The organism is Pseudomonas trivialis, from assembly GCF_001439805.1.
GTDB lineage: Bacteria > Pseudomonadota > Gammaproteobacteria > Pseudomonadales > Pseudomonadaceae > Aquipseudomonas > Aquipseudomonas trivialis.
Map to the genome: position 1 here is coordinate 318087 of NZ_JYLK01000001.1, position 19987 is coordinate 338073.

16 protein-coding genes are annotated in these 19987 nt (G+C 62.4%); 9 read left to right on the forward strand and 7 right to left on the reverse strand.

Features of this window, described 5'->3' with window-relative positions; translation table 11 throughout:
* Positions 1 to 92: 92 nt before the first annotated feature.
* Both TU79_RS01425 and TU79_RS01430 read right to left on the reverse strand, forming a co-directional pair.
* A complete protein-coding gene (locus tag TU79_RS01425; protein ID WP_057006364.1) occupies positions 93 to 1661 on the reverse strand; it encodes a phospholipase D family protein in 1569 nt (522 codons plus the stop codon).
* Between the two features lie 62 nt (positions 1662 to 1723).
* Positions 1724 to 3148: an aminotransferase-like domain-containing protein gene (locus TU79_RS01430; protein WP_057006365.1), complete on the reverse strand. Its 1425-nt coding sequence runs from the start codon at positions 3146 to 3148 to the stop codon at positions 1724 to 1726.
* A 164-nt stretch (positions 3149 to 3312) separates the two neighbouring features.
* On the opposite strand from TU79_RS01430, the gene TU79_RS01435 reads away from it, so the two are divergent.
* Positions 3313 to 3537, forward strand: coding sequence for a DUF1127 domain-containing protein (locus TU79_RS01435; RefSeq protein ID WP_057006366.1), 225 nt, complete (start codon positions 3313 to 3315; stop codon positions 3535 to 3537).
* Here the strand turns inward: TU79_RS01435 and TU79_RS01440 are convergent, their stop codons facing one another.
* Positions 3538 to 4830 carry an NAD(P)/FAD-dependent oxidoreductase gene (locus TU79_RS01440; protein WP_057006367.1) on the reverse strand — a complete coding sequence of 431 codons (1293 nt, stop codon included), beginning with the start codon at positions 4828 to 4830 and terminating at the stop codon, positions 3538 to 3540.
* Positions 4831 to 4944: 114 nt separating this feature from the next.
* On the opposite strand from TU79_RS01440, the gene TU79_RS01445 reads away from it, so the two are divergent.
* Positions 4945 to 5298, forward strand: coding sequence for a YkgJ family cysteine cluster protein (locus TU79_RS01445; protein ID WP_057006368.1), 354 nt, complete (start codon positions 4945 to 4947; stop codon positions 5296 to 5298).
* Positions 5299 to 5316: 18 nt separating this feature from the next.
* On the opposite strand, the gene TU79_RS01450 is transcribed toward TU79_RS01445, so the two are convergent.
* Positions 5317 to 5805 carry an Lrp/AsnC ligand binding domain-containing protein gene (locus TU79_RS01450; RefSeq protein ID WP_003206849.1) on the reverse strand — a complete coding sequence of 163 codons (489 nt, stop codon included), beginning with the start codon at positions 5803 to 5805 and terminating at the stop codon, positions 5317 to 5319.
* A gap of 155 nt (positions 5806 to 5960) precedes the next feature.
* On the opposite strand from TU79_RS01450, the gene dadA reads away from it, so the two are divergent.
* The 5 genes from dadA (at position 5961) to TU79_RS01475 (ending at position 11673) form a co-directional block, all read left to right on the forward strand.
* Complete coding sequence (dadA, locus tag TU79_RS01455) at positions 5961 to 7262, forward strand: D-amino acid dehydrogenase (RefSeq protein ID WP_057006369.1); 1302 nt, start codon at positions 5961 to 5963, stop codon at positions 7260 to 7262.
* Positions 7263 to 7387: 125 nt separating this feature from the next.
* Positions 7388 to 8461, forward strand: a complete 1074-nt coding sequence (gene alr, locus TU79_RS01460; RefSeq protein ID WP_057006370.1) for an alanine racemase — start codon at positions 7388 to 7390, stop codon at positions 8459 to 8461.
* A 116-nt stretch (positions 8462 to 8577) separates the two neighbouring features.
* Positions 8578 to 9126, forward strand: a complete 549-nt coding sequence (locus tag TU79_RS01465; RefSeq protein ID WP_057006371.1) for a cupin domain-containing protein — start codon at positions 8578 to 8580, stop codon at positions 9124 to 9126.
* Positions 9127 to 9192: 66 nt separating this feature from the next.
* Positions 9193 to 9618 (forward strand): c-type cytochrome, encoded by a 426-nt coding sequence (locus TU79_RS01470; protein WP_173670279.1) that lies wholly within the window; start codon positions 9193 to 9195, stop codon positions 9616 to 9618.
* Between the two features lie 132 nt (positions 9619 to 9750).
* Positions 9751 to 11673, forward strand: coding sequence for an acetyl-CoA hydrolase/transferase C-terminal domain-containing protein (locus TU79_RS01475; RefSeq protein WP_057006373.1), 1923 nt, complete (start codon positions 9751 to 9753; stop codon positions 11671 to 11673).
* 126 nt (positions 11674 to 11799) lie between these two features.
* On the opposite strand, the gene TU79_RS01480 is transcribed toward TU79_RS01475, so the two are convergent.
* Together TU79_RS01480 and rep are read right to left on the reverse strand one after the other, a co-directional pair.
* Positions 11800 to 12369, reverse strand: a complete 570-nt coding sequence (locus TU79_RS01480) for a xanthine phosphoribosyltransferase (protein ID WP_003176890.1) — start codon at positions 12367 to 12369, stop codon at positions 11800 to 11802.
* A gap of 58 nt (positions 12370 to 12427) precedes the next feature.
* On the reverse strand, positions 12428 to 14437 hold the full coding sequence (gene rep / locus TU79_RS01485; RefSeq protein ID WP_057006374.1) for a DNA helicase Rep: 2010 nt from the start codon (positions 14435 to 14437) through the stop codon (positions 12428 to 12430).
* A gap of 255 nt (positions 14438 to 14692) precedes the next feature.
* On the opposite strand from rep, the gene TU79_RS01490 reads away from it, so the two are divergent.
* Positions 14693 to 16357, forward strand: a complete 1665-nt coding sequence (locus tag TU79_RS01490; protein ID WP_057006375.1) for a putative bifunctional diguanylate cyclase/phosphodiesterase — start codon at positions 14693 to 14695, stop codon at positions 16355 to 16357.
* 13 nt (positions 16358 to 16370) lie between these two features.
* Here TU79_RS01490 and TU79_RS01495 read toward each other — a convergent pair whose 3' ends face one another.
* A complete protein-coding gene (locus TU79_RS01495; protein ID WP_057006376.1) occupies positions 16371 to 17747 on the reverse strand; it encodes a NorM family multidrug efflux MATE transporter in 1377 nt (458 codons plus the stop codon).
* Positions 17748 to 17976: 229 nt separating this feature from the next.
* On the opposite strand from TU79_RS01495, the gene TU79_RS01500 reads away from it, so the two are divergent.
* Entirely contained in the window at positions 17977 to 19953 is a 1977-nt protein-coding gene (locus tag TU79_RS01500; protein ID WP_057006377.1) for a methyl-accepting chemotaxis protein, read from the forward strand.
* The last annotated feature ends 34 nt before the right edge of the window (positions 19954 to 19987 follow it).

The following is a 19987-nucleotide window of genomic DNA, read 5'->3' on the forward strand; positions in this document are numbered from 1 at the left end:
GCTCCCGATGGCGGTGTTTCAGTCAGCTCATCTGTCGCTGGCCCACCGCTATCGAGAGCAAGCCCCCTCCAACAGTGGATGTGCTGGGGTTGTCAGAGCATGCGTTCAAGGCCGACCGACGTGGCAAACCACGCATTGAAGCGCCGCCACCAGTTGCCCGGCTCGCGGGTCAGGGTGTGCATCTGGCCGTTATCCTCGGTCACCCACACCACGTTGCCATCCTGCAGTTTCGCCTCATAACTCAACGCTGGCGCCATGCCTTGCAGCGCCAGGTTGCGCACGTGTTCGGCCAGCTCCGGGCTGTCGACCAGCACGCCTACTTCGGTGTTCCACAGCACCGAACGCGGATCGAAGTTGAATGAGCCGATAAACGACTTCTCCCGATCAAAGATCATCGCCTTGCTGTGCAGGCTGGAGTCCGAACCCCGGAAACTGCCGCGCCGGAACAGGTGTGGCCCGCTGCCGGCACTGGGGTCGCCGGGTTGGCGGCGCAGTTCGTAGAGTTTCACGCCATGTTCCAGCAGCGCCTTGCGATAGGGCGCGTAGCCGCCGTGTACGGCAGGCACATCGGTGGCCTCCAGCGAGTTGGTCAGCAGGCTCACCGACACGCCGGCGTCAGCGCGTCCGGTCAGGTACAACAGCCCCGGCTGGCCGGGCACGAAATACGCCGAGATCATCATCAGCTCTTGCTTGACGCCTTCCAGCTCCGGCGCCAATTGGGTGGTCAGCAGCAGGCGCGGGTCCGGGTCGGCCTTGGCCAGCACCTTGCTCGGCGCGTCCCACAGCGCCTGGTTCCAGGCCCAGATCAGTTCGCGCCGCCAGATGTGCATGCGGGGCTGGGTCTGGTAGGTGCGCAAACGGTTGTACAGCGCGTGATTCTGCTGGCGCGACTCGGCCAGCGAGGTCTCCAGTCGCTCGCGCGCAACTGCCAGGTCGCCTTTGGTGGGCACATTGGAGACAAATTCATCGATGGGTTTGCTCAGTGCGCTGTTCCAGTACTGATCGAAACTGTGGCCCAGTTGCTCGGCCACCGGCCCGACGCTGAGCATGTCGATGTCGGTGAAATTCAGGTTCGGCTCGGCATCGAAGTACTCGTCCCCCAGGTTGCGACCGCCCACGATGGCCACGCTGTTGTCCGCCAGCCACAGCTTGTTATGCATGCGCCGGTGTTGCAGCGACAGGTTGAACAGGCGCCCCATGGCCCGGGTGACGCCGGTGCTGCGCCCCAGGTGCAGCGGGTTGAACAGGCGAATATCGATTTTGGGGTGGGCGGCGAGGGTGGCGATGATCTGGTCGAGGCCGTCGCTGGTGGTGTCATCGAGCAGGATGCGGATGCGCACGCCACGGTCGGCGGCCTTGAGCAACTCGTCCACCAGCATGCGCGTGCTGATGCCGTCGTGAACGATGTAGTACTGCAGGTCGAGGCTGCTCTGGGCATTACGGATCAGTTCGGCGCGGGCCATGAAGGCTTCACTGCTGTTGGGCAGCAGCCGAAAGCCCGACTGACCCTGATGCGGCGCCGCCTGGGCCTGGATCGAGCGGCCGAATGCCGACTGCGCGGCAGGCAGCGCGTCGCTGGGGATACGCGGTGCGCTCGTGGTGGCGCAACCGCCCAGCGCCAGGGCGCCCAACAGGCAAAACGGTAAAAGCCGTCGAATCATCAAGGGCGTGGCTTCCAGATCAGGGCGGTTGTCGACATCTGACGGCGAGTTTACGCAAAAGGTCAGTGCGCCGCCTCGGCCAGCATGTTGCTCGCGGCGGCGCCGACCTTGCGCACCGCTTCTTCAATCTGCGGCGTCGGCCTGGCAGCGTAGTTCATGCGCAGGCAATTGCGGTACTTGCCCGACGCAGAAAAAATGCTGCCCACCGCCACCTGTACGCCTTGTTCCACCAAAACGCGGTTGAGCTTCAAGGTGTCGAAGCCTTCCGGCAGTTCTATCCACAGCATGAAGCTGCCCTGCGGTCGGCTGGCGCGGGTGCCAGCGGGAAAATAGCGGCTGACCCAGTCAAGCATCAGGTCGCGCTGACGCTGATATTGCGTGCGCATGCGCCGCAAGTGCGGTTCGAAATGCCCGCCTTTGAGAAATTCGGCAATTGCAATCTGCGGCTGGGTGGCGGTAGAACCGGTGCTGATGTATTTCATGTGCAGCACGCGCTCCAGGTAACGGCCCGGCGCTACCCAGCCAATGCGCAGGCCCGGCGCCAGGGTTTTCGAGAACGAACTGCACAGCAGCACGCGGCCGTCTTCGTCGAATGACTTGATGGTGCGCGGGCGCGGATAGCTGTAGGCCAGTTCGCCATACACGTCGTCTTCGATGATCGCTACGTCAAAGCGCTGGGCCAGGGTCAGCAGTGCGCGCTTGCGTGCCTCGGGCATGATGTAGCCCAGTGGGTTGTTGCAGTTGGGGGTCAGTTGGATGACTTTGATTGGCCACTGTTCCAGGGCCAGCTCAAGCGCTTCCAGGCTGATGCCGGTGAGCGGGTCGGTGGGGATTTCCAGGGCTTTCATGCCCAGGCCCTTGAGCGTCTGCATGGCGCCGTGAAAGCTGGGCGAGTCTACCGCCACGATATCGCCGGGTTCGCAAATCGCATGAATGCTGGCCGACAGCGCTTCGTGGCAGCCGGTGGTGATCACAATGTCTTCGGCGGTCAGTTGGCAACCGGAATCCAGTGACAGCCGCGCGATCTGCTCACGCAGTTCCATACAGCCCAGGATATTGTCGTAATACAGCCCCGGCAGGTCCTGGCGTCGACTCACGCGGGCAAGGCTGCGCAGCAGTGGCTTGAGCGTGGGCGACAATACATCCGGCATGCCGCGACCCAGCTGTATGACATCCTTGCGCGGCACTGCGCGGATCAGTTCCAGCACCTGATCCCACTGTGAGATCTCAACCGGTCGCTGCGCCGGGCGGCCCACTTCGGGCAGCGCCGGCAGCTCACGGCCGACCGGTACAAAGTAGCCCGACTTGGGCCTGGGCGTCACCAGGCCGCTGTCTTCCAGCACACGATAAGCCTGTTGCACGGTGCTCAGGCTGACGCCGTGCTCGACGCTCAAGGCCCGCACGGAGGGCAGGCGGTCGCCGGGGCGGTAGAAGCCCTGTTCGATCCGAGTGCCGAGCAATTCGGCTAGATTGACGTAAAGGGTCATGGCGGCCACTCCGAGGACCAGTACAGATAGGCGCAAAATACAGGATTCAGCCCTGAATAAGCATCATCTGTATGTATTTAATATCACGGTGTTGAGTCTGTATTGGTGTTGCCGCCGCCCCCATGCTTGTTACTCAAGGCAACGAGCCAGCAAGGGGTAGCAACATGAACGGGATCTGCGATGTGCGGTTGGTGTTACAGGGTCAGGAACTGGAAGCAGGGCAGCGGCGCGTACGCTCGGCGTCGGCCCTGCAAGGCTGGGAGTTGTTCTGGCTGCGTCGCCATACCCGCAAGGCCCTGCTGACGCTGACCCGCGAGCAGTTGCGCGACATCGGCCTGACGCAAGAGCAGGCGCGCGAGGAAGGCGTCAAGCCTTTCTGGCGCGGCTGATCACACCAGCTCTTTGAGGCGATGCCAAAGCATGCCCAGGGCCAGGAGCGGTGAGCGCAAATGCTTGCCGCCGGGAAAAGTCATGTGCGGCACCTGGGCGAACAGGTCGAAGCGCCCCTGTTGCTGGCCGCTGATGGCTTCGGCCAGCAGCCTGGCGGCCAGGTGCGTGGCATTCAGGCCGTGGCCCGCGTAGGCCTGGGCGTAATACACGTTGGGTTGGTCCGCCAGCCGGCCGATCTGCGGCAGGCGGTTGGCGCCGATGCCGATCATGCCGCCCCATTGGTAGTCGATCTTCACGTCGGCCAGTTGCGGAAACACCTTCAGCATCTTGGGCCGCATGTAGGCGCCGATGTCCTGCGGATCGCGCCCGGAATAGTGGCAGGCACCGCCGAACAGCAGACGGCGGTCGGCAGACAGGCGGAAGTAATCCACCGTCACCCGCTGGTCGCACACGGCCATGTTCTGCGGCAACAACCTGGCGGCCTGAGCCTCATCCAAAGGTTCGGTGGCGATGATGTAGCTGCCGGCGGGCAGTACTTTGCCGCTCAAGTGCGGGTTGAGCCCGTTCAGGTAGGCGTTGCAGGCCAGCACCAGGGTCTTGGCGCGTACCTGGCCGTGGGCGGTGTGCACGGTGACCTCGGGACCGTAGTCGATGCGCGTGACCTCGGATTGTTCGAACAGTCGCACCCCCAGTTGCTGCGCGGCGTTCGCTTCGCCCAGCGCCAGGTTCAACGGGTGCAGGTGGCCGGACCCCATGTCGATCATGCCGCCTACATAGCGCTCGGAGCCGATCACGCTGCCCATCTCTGAGGCTTGCAGCAGGCGCACTTCGTGGCGATAGCCGAGGCTGCGCAGTTCTTCGGCGTCTTCGGCCAGGCCTTGCAGGTCGCGGGGCTTGTTGGCCAGGTCGCAATAGCCCCAGGTGAGGTCGCAGGGGATCTGGAAGCGCTCGACGCGCTCACGCACGATTTCCACCGCTTCCAGGCCCATCAGTTTCATCTGGCGCACACCGTCGCTGCCGATCACATTGGCGAACTGGTCGAGGCCGTGACCGACGCCGCGAATCAACTGACCGCCGTTGCGCCCGCTGGCGCCCCAGCCGATTTTGCGCGCCTCCAGCAACACCACGCTGAAGCCGCGCTCGGCCAGCTCCAGCGCCGTGTTGAGCCCCGAATAACCGCCGCCGATCACGCACACGTCGGCACTCACGTCGCCTGCGAGCGCCGGGTAATCGGGCTGCGGGACGCTGCTGGCGGCGTAGTAGGACGTGGTGTGCCGGGCGCTGGTGGTCATGGGAGCCTCCCTGTGTGAAAAATTTGACGCAGGATACAACGGTCGCGCGGAGCTGTCTGTGGGCGGCGTTTTGCGGCAGAATCCACGCCTGTTCGCCGTTTGGTATGGGTTTCGATGAGTTGCAACAGTCAGAAAATCAGCGCGCTGCGCAAGCAGATTCCTTCGTTCGAGTGCGTCCCCGGCTGCCATGACTGCTGTGGGCCGGTGACCACCTCGCCCGAGGAAATGTCACGCCTGCCGCGCAAGACCGCTGACGAACAGGACGCAGCAATGGATGAGCTGAACTGTGTGCACCTGGGGCCCAACGGCTGCACCGTGTATGACGAGCGGCCGCTGATTTGCAGGCTGTTTGGCACCACCCCAACCCTGCCTTGCCCCAATGGGCGGCGACCGGTTGAGTTGATCCATCCGCGGGTGGAGAAGCAGATTCACGCCTACATGGCCAGCACTCGGCAGGTGCTAGTCTAGCCAATTGAATGTGCGCGGTTAGTCCGGAATCGGCAGGTTCAGGCTCTCTTTCACCTCTTCCATCACGATATAGCTTTTGGATTCGCGAACATGGGGCAGCTTGAGCAGGATGTCGCCCAGTAATTTGCGGTACGACGCCATCTCGGAAATCCGCGCTTTCACCAGGTAGTCAAAGTCGCCTGACACCAGATGGCATTCCAGCACATGGGGCAGCTTCAGCACAGCGCGGCGGAACTCCTCAAAGGTGTCGCCAGACTTGTAATCCAGGCTGATCTCGACAAATACCAGCAAACTTCCCTTCAAATGCTGCGGATTGAGCCGCGCGTTGTAGCCCATGATGATCCCCTCGCGCTCCAGGCGCCGCACCCGCTCGGTACAGGGCGTGGTCGACAAACCGACCTTTTCCCCCAGCTCCGTGAACGAAATACGCCCATCGGCCTGCAGGATGCGCAGGATATTGCGGTCGATCTTGTCCAGCTCCCGCTTGGTCTGGGTGTTGGTACGCATAGGGGATACGCCTCTGTGAAAAGGGTTTTTGCCGAGAATTGTCGCCAAATATAGGCACTTATATAGTGAAATGCACTGGACATTCTTTTTTACACTGCGCTCATCATTGCTCCAATAACACACGTCAGCGGCTGAGCCCGCGATGAGGATAAAAAATGCGCGTTCTGGTTTTGGGTAGCGGCGTCATTGGTGTGACCAGTGCCTACTATTTGGCACGGGCCGGCTATGAGGTGGTTGTGGTCGACCGTCAGCCCGCCGCTGCCATGGAAACCAGCTTCGCCAACGCCGGCCAGGTGTCGCCTGGCTATGCTTCGCCGTGGGCCGCGCCGGGCGTGCCGCTCAAGGCGATCAAGTGGTTGCTGCAACGCCACGCGCCGCTGGCGATCAAGGCCACTGCCGATATCGACCAGTACCTGTGGATGGCGCAGATGCTGCGCAACTGCACGGCCAGCCGTTACGCCGTGAACAAGGAGCGCATGGTGCGCCTGTCCGAGTACAGCCGCGATTGCCTCGACGAATTGCGCGCAGAAACCGGCATTGCCTACGAAGGCCGCAGCCTGGGGACGACGCAGTTGTTCCGCACTCAGGCGCAGCTCGACGGCGCCGCCAAGGACATCGCCGTGTTGCAGGAGTCGGGCGTGCCGTTCGAGTTGCTCGACCGCGCGGGCATCGCCCGCGTTGAGCCGGCCCTGGCCAGTGTTACCGATATTCTTGCCGGCGCCCTGCGCCTGCCGAACGACCAGACCGGCGATTGTCAGCTGTTCACCACGCGCCTGGCTGATATGTGCAGGCAGTTGGGTGTGGAGTTTCGCTTCGAGCAGGACATCCAGCGCCTCGACTGGGCCGGCGACCGCGTCAATGGCGTGTGGGTCGACGGCAAGCTGGAAACCGCCGACCGCTACGTACTCGCCCTGGGCAGCTACTCGCCCAAACTGCTCAAACCGCTGGGCATCAAGGCGCCGGTGTACCCGCTCAAGGGTTATTCGTTGACCGTGCCGATCATCAACCCCGCGATGGCGCCAACGTCGACCATTCTCGACGAGACCTACAAGGTTGCGATCACCCGTTTCGACAACCGCATCCGCGTCGGCGGCATGGCTGAAATAGCCGGTTTTGACCTGTCGCTGAACCCACGTCGACGCGAAACCCTGGAGATGATCGTCAACGACCTTTATCCTCAGGGTGGCGACCTGGCCCAGGCGAGTTTCTGGACCGGACTGCGCCCGACCACGCCGGATGGCACGCCGATTGTCGGTGCCACCCCGTTCAGGAACCTGTTCCTCAATACCGGTCATGGCACCCTCGGCTGGACCATGGCCTGTGGCTCCGGCCGCTTGCTGGCCGACCTGATCGGGCGTAAAACGCCGCAGATCAGCGCCGAAGGCCTCGATATTTCCCGTTACGGTAGCCGCCAGGAGTCTGCAAAACATGTCCATCCATCGCCAGCTCACCCATGAGCGCATCAAGCATGCTGTTGTTCACAGCGGAACTGCGCTGAGTTGAACCTGGCTACCTGTGCCGGCACCGGCTCTTTTTATCGGTGCCGGTTTTCTCTCTACTTGCTGCCTGGAAGCCTGCCGCCATGCGCCCAGCCCGTGCCCTGATCGATCTCCAGGCCCTGCGCCACAACTACCAGTTGGCCCGTGAAGTCGCGGGGGCCAAGGCCCTTGCGGTGGTCAAGGCAGACGCCTATGGTCACGGCGCGGTGCGCGTGGCCCAAGCGCTGGAAGCCGAAGCCGACGGGTTTGCCGTGGCGTGCATCGAGGAAGCCCTGGAGCTGCGAGCGGCCGGCATTCGTGCGCCGGTGCTGCTGCTGGAAGGGTGTTTCGAAGCCGACGAACTGCCGCTGATCATCGAGCATGATTTCTGGTGCGTGGTGCACTCGCTGTGGCAACTGGAGGCCATCGAACAGGCCCGCTTGAGCAAACCGCTGACCGTCTGGCTCAAGCTCGACTCGGGCATGCACCGCGTGGGCCTGCATCCCGAGGATTACCAGGCGGCCTATCAACGCCTGCTGGCCAGCGGCAAGGTGGCGAACATTGTATTGATGAGCCACTTCGCCCGTGCCGATGAACTCGACTGCGTGCGCAGTGATGAACAGGTGGCGGTGTTCGAAGCGGCGCGCCAAGGCTTGTCGGCCGAGGTCAGCCTGCGCAATTCACCGTCGGTGATGGGCTGGCCACAGGTGTCCAGCGACTGGGTGCGCCCCGGCATCATGCTGTACGGCGCCACCCCGTTTGGCGAAGACCAGGCCATCGCCGCGCGCCTGCAGCCGGTGATGACCCTGGAGTCGAAGGTGATTTGCGTGCGTGAACTGCCGGCCGGCGAACCGGTGGGTTACGGTGCCAGGTTCATCACCCCCAGGCCGATGCGCGTCGGCGTGGTTGCCATGGGTTACGCCGATGGTTACCCGCGCCATGCACCCACCGGCACGCCGGTGCTGGTGGCGGGCCAGCGCAGCCAGTTGCTGGGGCGTGTGTCCATGGACATGCTGTGCGTCGATCTCACGGATATCCCGCAGGCCGGCCTGGGTTCCACCGTAGAGCTGTGGGGCAAACACATTCTTGCCAGTGACGTAGCCGCTGCCGCCGAAACCATCCCCTATCAGATTTTTTGCAATCTGCGCCGCGTGCCAAGGCTCTATTGCGGCGCTTGATTGCAAGCCAGCAAGGCGACCGTCCGGGATTCAGGCCCAAGTGTTGTAAATACTGAACGCTGTCGCCATGATAACGCTCAACTACAACAAAGCCTGAATCCCAGGAGGCACCAGCATTGGACGTCGGCGAACGACTGCAATCCATCCGTAAACTCAAGGGTCTTTCCCAGCGTGAGCTTGCCAAGCGCGCGGGTGTCACCAACAGCACCATTTCGATGATCGAAAAAAACAGCGTCAGCCCCTCGATCAGCTCTTTGCGCAAGGTGCTGGGCGGCATCCCCATGTCCATGGTCGAGTTCTTTTCCGAGGAAATTCTCCAGGAAGTGCCCACGCAGATCGTCTACAAGGCCCACGAGCTGATCGACATTTCCGACGGTGCCGTCACCATGAAACTGGTTGGCCGCGCGCACCCCAGCCGGGCGATTGCGTTTCTCAACGAGATCTACCCGCCGGGCGCCGACACGGGCGAAGAAATGCTCACCCACGAAGGTGAAGAAACCGGCATCCTGGTGGAAGGGCGTCTGGAGCTGGTGGTCGGTCTTGAAACGTTTGTGCTCGAAGCAGGCGATAGCTACTACTTCGAGAGCAGCAAACCGCATCGTTTTCGCAACCCGTTCGACGTACCCGCGCGACTGATCAGTGCAGCCACCCCGGCGAATTTTTAAACAACGAGACGCGCTGCCTGCAAAACCCTAGGCGCAGGCGTGAACAGCCACCATGAGGGTGAACGCGTGAACCGGATCAGCGGAATGCTGGCTGCACCAGCCACCTTGGTGGCCCTGTTGGCTTTCAGCGCCCAGGCGGCAACCGACGACGACATTGCCAGGCGTCTGGAGCCTGTAGGCCAGGTGTGCGTTCAGGGTCAGGCCTGCACAGGCACGGACGTTGCCGCAACAGCGGGCGGCGCCCGTGCGAGGTCGCCGGATGAGGTGATCGCCCAGCATTGCACCGCATGTCACAGCGCCGGCCTGTTGAACGCGCCGAAAATCGGCGATGCGCCAGCCTGGAGTAAACGCGCCGAGGAGCAGGGTGGTCTTGATGGCTTGCTTGCCAAAGCCATCACCGGCATCAATGCCATGCCGCCCAAGGGCACCTGCGGGGATTGCTCGGATGACGAACTCAAGGGCGCCATCGATAAAATGTCTGGGTTGAAATAATCCGATCTTCGCCAAAAAGCCGCTGACCCGCGGCTTTTTTGTGGGCGTCATTTGTGTTTCGACGCTGTTCATTGCAGCAAAGACCCGGCAATCTCGGTCCAATCCCACATCATGGAATGTCAGGAGGGTCGGATGGTGCAGTTGTGTTCAATCGAGCAAGCAGTTGACGACGTACTGGCGCGGTTGCCGGCGCATATCCACCTGGGCATCCCCCTGGGTCTGGGCAAACCCAATCAGTTCGTCAATGCGCTGTACCGGCGCATCGCCACGCTGCCGGACCGCGCCTTGACTGTCTACACCGCACTCAGCCTGGGCCGCCCGACGATGGGCGACGGCTTGCAGAAACGCTTCCTCGAACCCTTCATCGAGCGCGTGTTTGGCGATTACCCCGAGCTGGATTTCCTCGCTGACCTGAACAAGGACAGCCTGCCGAAGAACATCCGCGTGCAACAGTTTTTCATGCAGCCTGGCAGCCTGCTGCACAGCGCGGCCGCGCAGCAGGATTACGTCAGCAGCAACTACAGCCACGCGGCGCGCGATATCAACGCCGCCGGGCTGAACCTGGTGGCGCAACTGGTCGCCAGCAGCCCTGAACATCCCGACCGCCTGAGCCTGAGCTGCAACCCGGATATTTCCCTCGACCTGTTGCCGATGATCGCCAAGCGCCGCGAAGCCGGGGAAACCATTCTCGTCGTCGGCCAGGTGCACAGCGATTTGCCCTACATGCCCGGCGATGCCGAGCTGGGCATGGATGCCTTCGATTACCTGCTCGACGAGAAAGACAACACCACGCTGTTCTCCACGCCCAATATGCCGGTGGGCTTCCAGGACCACTTTATCGGCGTGCATGCCAGCACCCTGGTGCGCGATGGCGGCACCTTGCAGATCGGCATCGGCTCCATGGGCGACGCGCTGACCGCCGCCTTGCTCGCGCGCCAGGCCGATAACGAGGCCTATCGCCTGCTGCTTACCGACCTGAATGTGTACCAGTGGGCGCGCCTGATCAGCCGTGAAGGCGGCGTCGATCCTTTCGTCCGTGGCCTCTACGGCTGCAGCGAAATGTTCGTCAACGGCCTGCTGGTGCTGGCGGATGCGGGGATCATACGGCGCAAGGTCTACCCGGATGTGGCGACTCAGGAGCAGGCCAACGCCGGCCTGCTCGATGATGCGGCGCAGCCCGACGGTGTGTCGGTTCACGGTGGCTTCTTCCTGGGCCCCCGCAGTTTTTACCAGCGGCTGCAGGAAATGACGCACGCCAAGCGCCTTGAATTCAACATGACGCGCATCAGCTACATCAACGAGCTGTATGGCCAGGAAGAGCTCAAGCGCTTGCAGCGCCTGGATGCGCGATTCATCAACAGCGCGATCATGGTGACCCTGCTCGGCGCCGGCGTGGCTGACCAGCTTGAAGATGGCCGGGTACTCAGCGGCGTCGGCGGGCAGTACAACTTCGTGGCTCAGGGACATGCGCTGGAAGGTGCGCGCTCGATCCTGATCCTGCGCAGCTGGCGCGAGTCGGCGGGGGAGGTCAGCTCCAATATCGTCTGGGAATATGGCCATTGCACCATTCCTCGGCACCTGCGCGATATCGTCATCACCGAGTACGGCATCGCCGACCTGCGGGGTCAGACCGATGCCCAGGTGATCGAGGCGCTGCTCAATGTCACCGACTCACGGTTCCAGGGTGACCTGATCGAACGCGCGCAAAAGGCCGGCAAGTTGCCCAGGGATTTCCAGCTGGATCCGCGCTTTCGTGACAACACGCCGGAGCGCTTGAAAGCGATTCAGGCGCGGCATGGCCGGTTGTTCCCGGAGTACCCGCTGGGCACGGACTTTACCGACGAAGAACGGGATCTGTTGCGCGCGTTGAATTGGCTCAAGAGCAAATTCAAGCTGACGGAGATTCTTGAGTTGGGCCGTGCGGCGCTGGATGCGCCGGAGCCGGAGGCCTTTCCCAGGCACCTGGAGCGGATGCGCCTGGACAAGCCCGAGGGGTTAAAAGAAGACCTGTATCAGCGCCTGCTGCTCGCGGGCCTCCAGGCCACCGCACACTGAAAGACCCACACAAACCAAATGTGGGAGGGAGCTTGCTCCCGATGGCGGTGTATCAGTCATACATTCGGTGACTGACACCCTGCTATCGGGAGCAAGCCCCCTCCCACTTTTTAGCGCTGTGTTGGCTCAGATGAAGGTGACGACACCACCGGCCAGGGATTTCACCCGCGCCAGCGATTCAACTCGATAACCCTGCGCATCGAGTTCCGCACGGCCGCCCTGGAACGACTTCTCGATCACGATGCCCAGCCCGGCAACGGTCGCGCCGGCCTGCTTGATGATCGAAATCAGCGCCTGAGAGGCTTTGCCGTTGGCCAAAAAGTCATCGATCACCAGTACGCGGTCGCTGCTGGTCAAGTGGCGCGGCGAAATGGCCACGGTGCTTTCGGTCTTCTTGGTGAAGGAGTACACGGTCGCCGACAACAGGTTTTCCGTCAGGGTCAGGGACTGCTGCTTGCGGGCGAAAATCACCGGCACGCCGAGGTTGAGGCCGGTCATGATCGCCGGCGCGATGCCCGAGGCTTCGATGGTGACGATCTTGGTGATGCCCGAGTCCTTGAACAGCGCGGCGAACTCGTCGCCGATCAGTTTCATCAGCGCCGGATCGATCTGGTGGTTCAAGAAGGCGTCGACCTTGAGAACCTGATCGGAAAGCACGATGCCTTCTTCGCGAATTTTCTTGTGCAGTGCTTCCACGGAAAGCTTCCTCTAATGGCGCGGTCTGCGCCGAAAGTAGATTAAAAAGTAGTCGATTCTAGCGCTTTAACATCGCGCGTATGTCGGCCAGGGCAGTGTTGCCGCGAACGGCCTTGACCTCGGTCGGGGTGTCGTCGTTGCCTTCCCAGGCCAGGTCGTCCGGCGGCAGTTCGTCGAGGAACCGGCTGGGGGCACAATCGATGATTTCGCCGTATTGCTTGCGCTTGGCGGCAAAGGTGAAAGCCAGGGTCTGACGCGCGCGGGTAATGCCCACGTAGGCCAGTCGGCGTTCCTCCTCAATGGTGTCAGCTTCGATGCTGGAACGGTGCGGGAGAATTTCCTCTTCCATGCCCATGATGAACACATAGGGAAACTCCAGGCCCTTGGAGGCATGCAAGGTCATCATCTGCACGCCTTCGGCGCCGTCTTCCTCTTCCTGCTGGCGCTCGAGCATGTCGCGCAGCACCAGCTTGCCGATGGCGTCTTCGACGGTCATTTCGCCGTCTTCGTCTTTCTCCAGGGTGTTTTTCAGCGCGTCGATCAGGAACCAGACGTTGCCCATGCGGTAATCGGCGGCCTTGTCGCTGGAGCTGTTGGTACGCAGCCAGTTCTCGTAGTCGATGTCCATGACCATACTGCGCAGGGCGCTGATCGGGTCTTCGCCGGCGCACTGTTCACGCACCTTGTCCATGAAACGCTTGAAGCGCGCCAGGCGATCAGTGAAACGCGTGTCCAGGTGCTCGCCCAGGCCGATTTCATCGGTGGCGGCGTACATCGAGATCTTGCGTTCGGTGGCGTAGTTACCGAGTTTTTCCAGGGTGGTCGAGCCGATTTCCCGGCGTGGGACGTTGATCACCCGCAGGAAGGCGTTGTCGTCATCGGGGTTCACGATCAGCCGGAAGTAGGCCATCAGGTCTTTGACTTCCTGGCGCCCGAAGAAGCTGTTGCCACCCGACAGGCGATAGGGAATCTGATGGTGCTGCAGCTTCAGCTCGATCAGTTTGGCCTGGTAGTTGCCGCGATAGAGGATGGCGAAATCGCTGTAGGGTCGGTCGGTCCGCAGGTGCAGCGTGAGCAGTTCAACCGCCACGCGCTCGGCTTCGGCGTCTTCGTTACGGCAGCGGATCACGCGGATCTCGTCGCCATGGCCCATCTCGCTCCACAGTTGTTTTTCAAATTCATGGGGGTTGTTGGAGATCAGCACGTTGGCGCACCGCAGAATGCGGCTGGTGGAGCGGTAGTTCTGCTCCAGCATCACCACTTTCAACGACGGATAGTCATCCTTGAGCAGCATCAGGTTTTCCGGGCGGGCGCCGCGCCAGGCGTAGATCGACTGGTCATCGTCGCCGACCACGGTGAACTGGTTGCGCGTGCCGATCAGCAGTTTAACCAGCAGGTACTGGCTGGCATTGGTGTCCTGATATTCGTCCACCAGCAGGTAGCGCACCTTGTTCTGCCACTTTTCGAGGATGTCCTTGTGTTCCTGGAACAGCTTGACCGGCAGCAGGATCAGGTCGTCGAAGTCCACCGCGTTGAACGCCTTGAGCGTGCGCTGGTAGTGGGTGTAGACGATGGCGGCGGTCTGTTCCTTGGGATTGCGCGCCGCTTCCAGGGCCTCGGCGGGCAGGATCAGGTCGTTTTTCCACGACCCGATCATGTTCTTGATCTCGTCGACGCCGTCGTCGCCCGCGTATTCCTTCTGCATGATGTCGGTCATCAGCGACTTGACGTCGGTCTCGTCGAAGATCGAGAAGCCCGGCTTGTAGCCCAGCCGCGCATGCTCCTTGCGGATGATGTTCAGCCCCAGGTTGTGGAACGTACACACGGTGAGACCGCGGCCTTCGCCACCCTTGAGCAGGGTGCCGACACGCTCTTTCATTTCCCGCGCTGCCTTGTTGGTAAAGGTCATGGCGACGATGTACTGGGCACGGATGCCGCAGTTCTGGATCAGGTGCGCAATCTTGCGGGTGATCACGCTGGTCTTGCCGGAGCCTGCGCCGGCGAGCACCAATAGAGGGCCGCCGACGTAGTTCACGGCTTCTTGCTGCCGGGGATTGAGTCGGGACATACGGAATTCGGGAGGTCGTTGTTCAAAAGGGCGGGCATTTTAACAGGCTGGCAAGATTCTGCTGCCCTGGATCGACGGTGTGACGTACCACTCGATCTAAATTTGCCGGTTTTGTTACTTTGCCGCAGGATGTGACGCGCTTCAGGACTTTTTCTGACAACTTGCGTATTTGATAACCCCTATCATTGGTGATTATCAGGCCGCACGTCATAATGCCCGCCGCCAACGAAATTTTGCAGAGTCTAGGGAGCTAGCTTGGCTACGCCTGTCGAACCCTTGCGTTTGCTGCTGCTGTCCGATGCGCCCGAGTGGGCGGCCTTGTTGCGCGAGTGCCTGGCGCCGATGGGCGATGCAGCTGTGTTGATCAGCGCGCCCAACTGGGACTCGGTGAGCCGTCTGTTCAATGACGACCACAGTGCCGTGTTGTTGACCACTCCCGGCCTGCAACCCGGCCCTGGCCGCTGCAGCCTGGCGTGCGTATTGCTGCTGGAGCAGGAGCCGCTGGTTTCACCGCTGGGGGTCAGTGACTGGCTGGTGCGTGACGCACTGGACGCTGGCACGTTGCGCCGCTGCCTGCGCCATGTGCGCGAACGCGGCGTGCTCGAGCACACGCTGCAGCGTCTGGCCGAGCAGGACCCGCTCACGGGGATCGCCAACCGCCAGGGCTTCCAGACCCTGCTGGCGGCGCGCCTGGCCGACAATGAAGGGCGCGGCCTGGCCCTCGGTCACCTGGACCTCGACAACTTCCGCCACGCCAACGACGCCCTCGGCCATCAGGCCGGCGACCGGCTGATCCTGCAAGTGGTCGCGCGGCTCAAGAGCCAGCTCGAAGCCGGCGACCAGTTGGCGCGTTTGGGCAGCGACGAATTCGCCCTGTTGATCGACACCCGTCGCGCCCCCCAGCGCGCCGAATGGATGGCCGAGCGCATTACCCAGGTGATGGCCGAGCCTTACTGGGTGGACGGTGAAAGCCTGCTGATCGGCTGCAGCCTGGGTGTGGCCCATGCCCGCGCGCGCGCTGGCGCCGACCCGTTGATGTGGCATGCGCACATCGCCATGCAGCAAGCCAAGAGTACCCAGGGTTGCACCTTTCATATCTTCAACGAGCGCATCAACCGCAATGCGCGCAGCCTTGCCGATCTGGAAAGCGAACTGCGCCGCGCCTTGCGCCGTGACGAGCTGGAACTGCATTACCAGCCGCGCCTGGACCTGGGCGACGGCCGTATCGTCGGCCTCGAAGCCCTGGTGCGCTGGCGCCACGGCGAGCGCGGGCTGCTGGCGCCCAGTGAGTTCGTGCCCCTGGCCGAACAGAGCGGCCTGATCGTGCCGCTGGGTTACTGGGTAATCTCCCGCGCCCTGCGCGACATGCAGGACCTGCGCGAACGCGGCCTGCCGCCGCTGCACATGGCGGTCAACCTGTCATTCCGTCAGTTCCAGGACAGCCAGTTGCTGTCCACCCTCAGTCGCCTGATCACCGAGCGCGGCGTGGAAGCGCAATGGCTGGAGTTCGAGCTGACCGAAACCGCCGTGATGCGCCGCAGTGACCTGGTCAAGCAGACCATGGACGCCCTCGGCCGACTGGGCGTGCGGTTTTCCCTGGACGACTTTGGCACTGGATTTTCTTCGTTCGTGCACCTCAACAGCCTGCCGATTGCCTTGCTGAAGGTCGACAAGAGCTTTGTCGGCGGCATGGAAGAGCGCGAAGAGAACCGCAAGCTGGTCCACGCCATGATCAACCTGGCTCACAACCTCAACCTGGAAGTGGTCGCCGAGGGCGTGGAAACGCCGGAGCAACTGGCGTTGCTGCGCCTGTTCGGCTGCGATCAGGCCCAGGGCTATCTGATCAGCAAGCCGTTGCCGTTGCCGGAGTTAGTGCAGTATTTGACTCACGGCAAGGGCCAGCAGGCGCAGCTGGGCTGACTTGTACACCTAATCAACCCAGCAATGCCTGCTGCCGAATCATGCGCTTGATCTTCGCTTCAAACGCCCAGGTCAGGCTCACCGCCGCACACGCCAACCCCAGCGCTAACCCCCACCACACACCCGTGGGGCCCCAACCCAGCGTAAAAGCCATCAACCACGCCGACGGCGCACCGATCAGCCAGTAGCAACCGAGCCCCACCAGAAAGGTGGTCTTGGCGTCCTTGAGCCCACGGATGCAGCCCATGGCGATGGTTTGCACACCGTCGAACAGTTCAAACCAGGCCGCCACCGCCAGCAGGCTGACGGCCAGCACGATCACATCGTGAAACGCCGGGTCGTTGTGGTCGAGAAACAGGCCGATCAGCGGGTCGGAATACAGCCAGAACACCCCGGCAAATCCCAGCATCACCACGCCGCCAAAGCCGATGCCCACGCGCCCGGCCGTACGCACCTTCAGCAATTGTCCGGCGCCGTAGTGCTGGCCGATACGCATGGTCACCGCGTAGGACATGCCCGCCGGTACCATGAACGCCACCGAGACGATCTGCAGGGCAATCTGATGCGCCGCCAACTGCGTGCTGCCCATGGTGCCCATGCACAGCGCCGCAAAGGCGAACAGGCCGACCTCCACCGCATAGGTGCCGCCAATCGGCAGGCCCAGGCGCCATAGCTCGCGCAGGTAATGGGTATTGAGGCGCAGCAGGCCGGTGCTCAGCGGGTAGGCGGCATAGACGCGGTTGCTGCGGATGTACGCCATCAGGGCCAGCGCCATGCCATTGGCGACAATGGCCGTCACCAGGCCGATGCCCATCAGCCCAAGCTTGGGCAGGCCGAACAGGCCTTCGATCAGCGCATGGTTGAGCAGGTAGTTAATCACTGTGCCGCCCAGGCTGATCACCATCACGGGCGTTGCCTTGCCGATGGCGCTGGTGAAGCCGCGCAAGGCCATGAAGCTCAGGTAGCCGGGCAGGGCGAGCGGCAGCAGGGTCAGGAACTGCCCTGCCGAATTCACGTTGGTTTCGGTCTGGCCGAACATCAGCAGCACCGGCTTGAGGTTCCACAGCAACAGGGCCGCCGCCAACGCCATCAGCCAGGCCAGCCACAGCCCGGCCTGGGTCAGGCGGGTGGCGCCTTCGATATCGCCTGCGCCATGACGAATGGCGACCAGCGTGCCCACCGCCGCAATTACGCCGATGCAGAAAATCGCCACGAATGAATAAGTCGCCGCACCCAGGCCGCCACCGGCCAGGGCTTCCGGGCTCAGGCGGGCCATCATCAAGGTGTCGGTCAACACCATCAGCATGTGCGCCAACTGTGAGGCAATCAACGGCCCTGACAACCGCAGAATGGCCCAGAGTTCGGTACGTGCCGCAGGCTGCATGATCATTACTCTCGAAAAGGCGGAAGGATGGGGAAGGGGGATTCTCGGTGCTTTGCGCGCATTTGTAAAAAGGGATGAGTGCAATCGTTTGCGTAATGCCCCCTTGATTCTCTCAAGTATTGGCAAAGCCCGCCGAAGTAGGTGTGTCGGACCTTCACCCCGACGTTTCCCACTAGATAATTTGCCGAGCATCGCTATGAGATCAGGATGATCCTGGCCTCGGTCAGGAGCTGTCATGTCTCAACCTCGCGCCCGGATTGCCTCACAGTTAGGCCTCGCATTGGCCGTGATTCTGGCTGTCGCCATCGGTGGCAGTACCGTTTTCGCCTTGCGTTCTCTCGACTCCGCCAACCTTGCCACCCGCGAGGAGCATCTGGCCAGCGAGGCGCGATTGCTCGCCGATCAGCTCAATACCTTCCACAGCACCCTGCGCGAAAGCACGCAGCGCCTCACTGGGTTGTTTGAAAAGCGCTTCAGCGCCGGGTTGAGTGTGCACGCCGATCAAATGATCGCCGTGGCCGGCGTGCAGACCCCGAGCCTGTTGCTGGGGAGCGACGTGCTTAACAACAATTTCACGGAAGTGGACGAGTTCAAGCAGATGTCCGGCGGCGTGGCCACGGTATTTGTGCGCAGTGGCGACGACTTTATTCGCGTCAGTACCTCCCTGACCAAGCAGGACGGCAGCCGCGCCATCGGCACCGTGCTGGACCGCCAGGGCCCGGCCTATCAGCGTGTGCGCGATGGTCAGGTCTATATCGGTCGCGCTGTATTGTTCGACCGCTCCTATATGACCCAGTACAGCCCGGTGCGTGACAGCAGCGGCAAGGTGATCGCCGTACTGTTCATCGGCTTCGACTACACCGACGCGCAGGCCGCACAGTTCGAAAACCTCAAGCGCTTCCGCATCGGCCAGACCGGCTCCCTGGCCCTGCTGGACGAGCAGAAGCACTGGCTGGTGCCGCCCGCTGGCGTGCAGGCGCCGGATCAAGCGGTGCCGGTGATGCTGGACCTGGCGAAAAAGCCTGGCGCAGGCCGCTTCTGGAGTGACAAAAACGAAGATTTCTACAGCGTGTCGGTGCCCTTCGAAGGTGGCCCCTGGGCCGTGGTGGCCAGCATGCCGAAGGCCGAAATTCGTGCCGTGACCTGGGAGGTCGGCATGCGGCTGGCGATCGGCAGCGTGCTGGCGATGTTGCTGGCGGTGGGCGCAATTGTGTGGCTGTTGCGCAGCAAACTGGCGCCGCTGAGCGACCTGGTGCGCCAGGCCGAAGCCTTGGGTGCGGGCGATTTAAGCGCACGTCTCAACGTGTCCAGCCATGACGAGATCGGCCAGTTGGCGCGCAGCTTCAACCAGATGGGCGAAGCGCTGTCGACCATGGTGTCGCAGATCCGCAAGGCGGCCGAAGAGGTCAACAGCCGTGCCCAGGCGTTGTCCGGGTTGTCGGGCGGTGCCTATGAAGGCATGGAGCAGCAGTCCGGTGAGATCACCAGCATGGCCGGCGCGGTGGAAGAGTTCAGCGCCACCTCCCTGAACATCGCCGACAACATGGGCAACACCGAGCGCCTTGCTCAGGAAAACGCCCAGCAAACCCGCATCGGCCGTACCTCGATGCAAGAGGCGTCGTCGTCTCTGGAACATATCGCCACCGCCCTGAACAGCACCGCCACGGTAATCAATACCCTCGGCCAGCGCTCCCAGGAAATCGGCGGCATTGTCGGTGTGATCACCGCCATCGCCGAACAGACCAACCTGCTGGCGCTCAACGCCGCCATCGAAGCCGCCCGCGCCGGGGAACAAGGCCGTGGCTTCGCCGTGGTCGCCGACGAGGTGCGCAACCTGGCCTCGCGCACCCGCCAGGCCACCGATGAAATTTCCGTGATGATCCAGAGCATCCAGCAGGAAACCGGCAATGCCATCAGCACGATGGAGCAGGGCAAGGTCCTGATGCAGGATGGCCTGTCGCGCAACGCCGACGTGGCTTCGGCCCTGGCGCGTATCGACGAGCAAAGCCGCTCGGCCGGCCAGCAGTTTGCCGCCATTACCACCGCTACCCAGGAACAGAGCAGCACCGCAACCTTGCTCAGCAGCAACCTGCAGAGCATCGCGCTGGCCAACAGCGAGCAGCGTGAAGTGGTGTCGAACCTGGCGATTACCGCCAAGGAACTTGAGACGCTGGCGGCGGGCTTGCGCCATGAGGTGGATCGGTTCCGCTGAGACCTTACAGACACAATCATCTGTGGGAGGGGGC

Coding starts and splice junctions, on each gene's coding strand:
- alr (WP_057006370.1), top strand. CDS start 7,388: ATGCGCCCAGCCCGTGCCCTGATCGATCTCCAGGCCCTGCGCCACAAC.
- TU79_RS01500 (WP_057006377.1), top strand. CDS start 17,977: ATGTCTCAACCTCGCGCCCGGATTGCCTCACAGTTAGGCCTCGCATTG.
- TU79_RS01445 (WP_057006368.1), top strand. CDS start 4,945: ATGAGTTGCAACAGTCAGAAAATCAGCGCGCTGCGCAAGCAGATTCCT.
- TU79_RS01475 (WP_057006373.1), top strand. CDS start 9,751: ATGGTGCAGTTGTGTTCAATCGAGCAAGCAGTTGACGACGTACTGGCG.
- TU79_RS01425 (WP_057006364.1), bottom strand. CDS start 1,661: ATGATTCGACGGCTTTTACCGTTTTGCCTGTTGGGCGCCCTGGCGCTG.
- TU79_RS01430 (WP_057006365.1), bottom strand. CDS start 3,148: ATGACCCTTTACGTCAATCTAGCCGAATTGCTCGGCACTCGGATCGAA.
- TU79_RS01450 (WP_003206849.1), bottom strand. CDS start 5,805: ATGCGTACCAACACCCAGACCAAGCGGGAGCTGGACAAGATCGACCGC.
- rep (WP_057006374.1), bottom strand. CDS start 14,437: ATGTCCCGACTCAATCCCCGGCAGCAAGAAGCCGTGAACTACGTCGGC.
- TU79_RS01435 (WP_057006366.1), top strand. CDS start 3,313: ATGAACGGGATCTGCGATGTGCGGTTGGTGTTACAGGGTCAGGAACTG.
- dadA (WP_057006369.1), top strand. CDS start 5,961: ATGCGCGTTCTGGTTTTGGGTAGCGGCGTCATTGGTGTGACCAGTGCC.
- TU79_RS01440 (WP_057006367.1), bottom strand. CDS start 4,830: ATGACCACCAGCGCCCGGCACACCACGTCCTACTACGCCGCCAGCAGC.
- TU79_RS01495 (WP_057006376.1), bottom strand. CDS start 17,747: ATGATCATGCAGCCTGCGGCACGTACCGAACTCTGGGCCATTCTGCGG.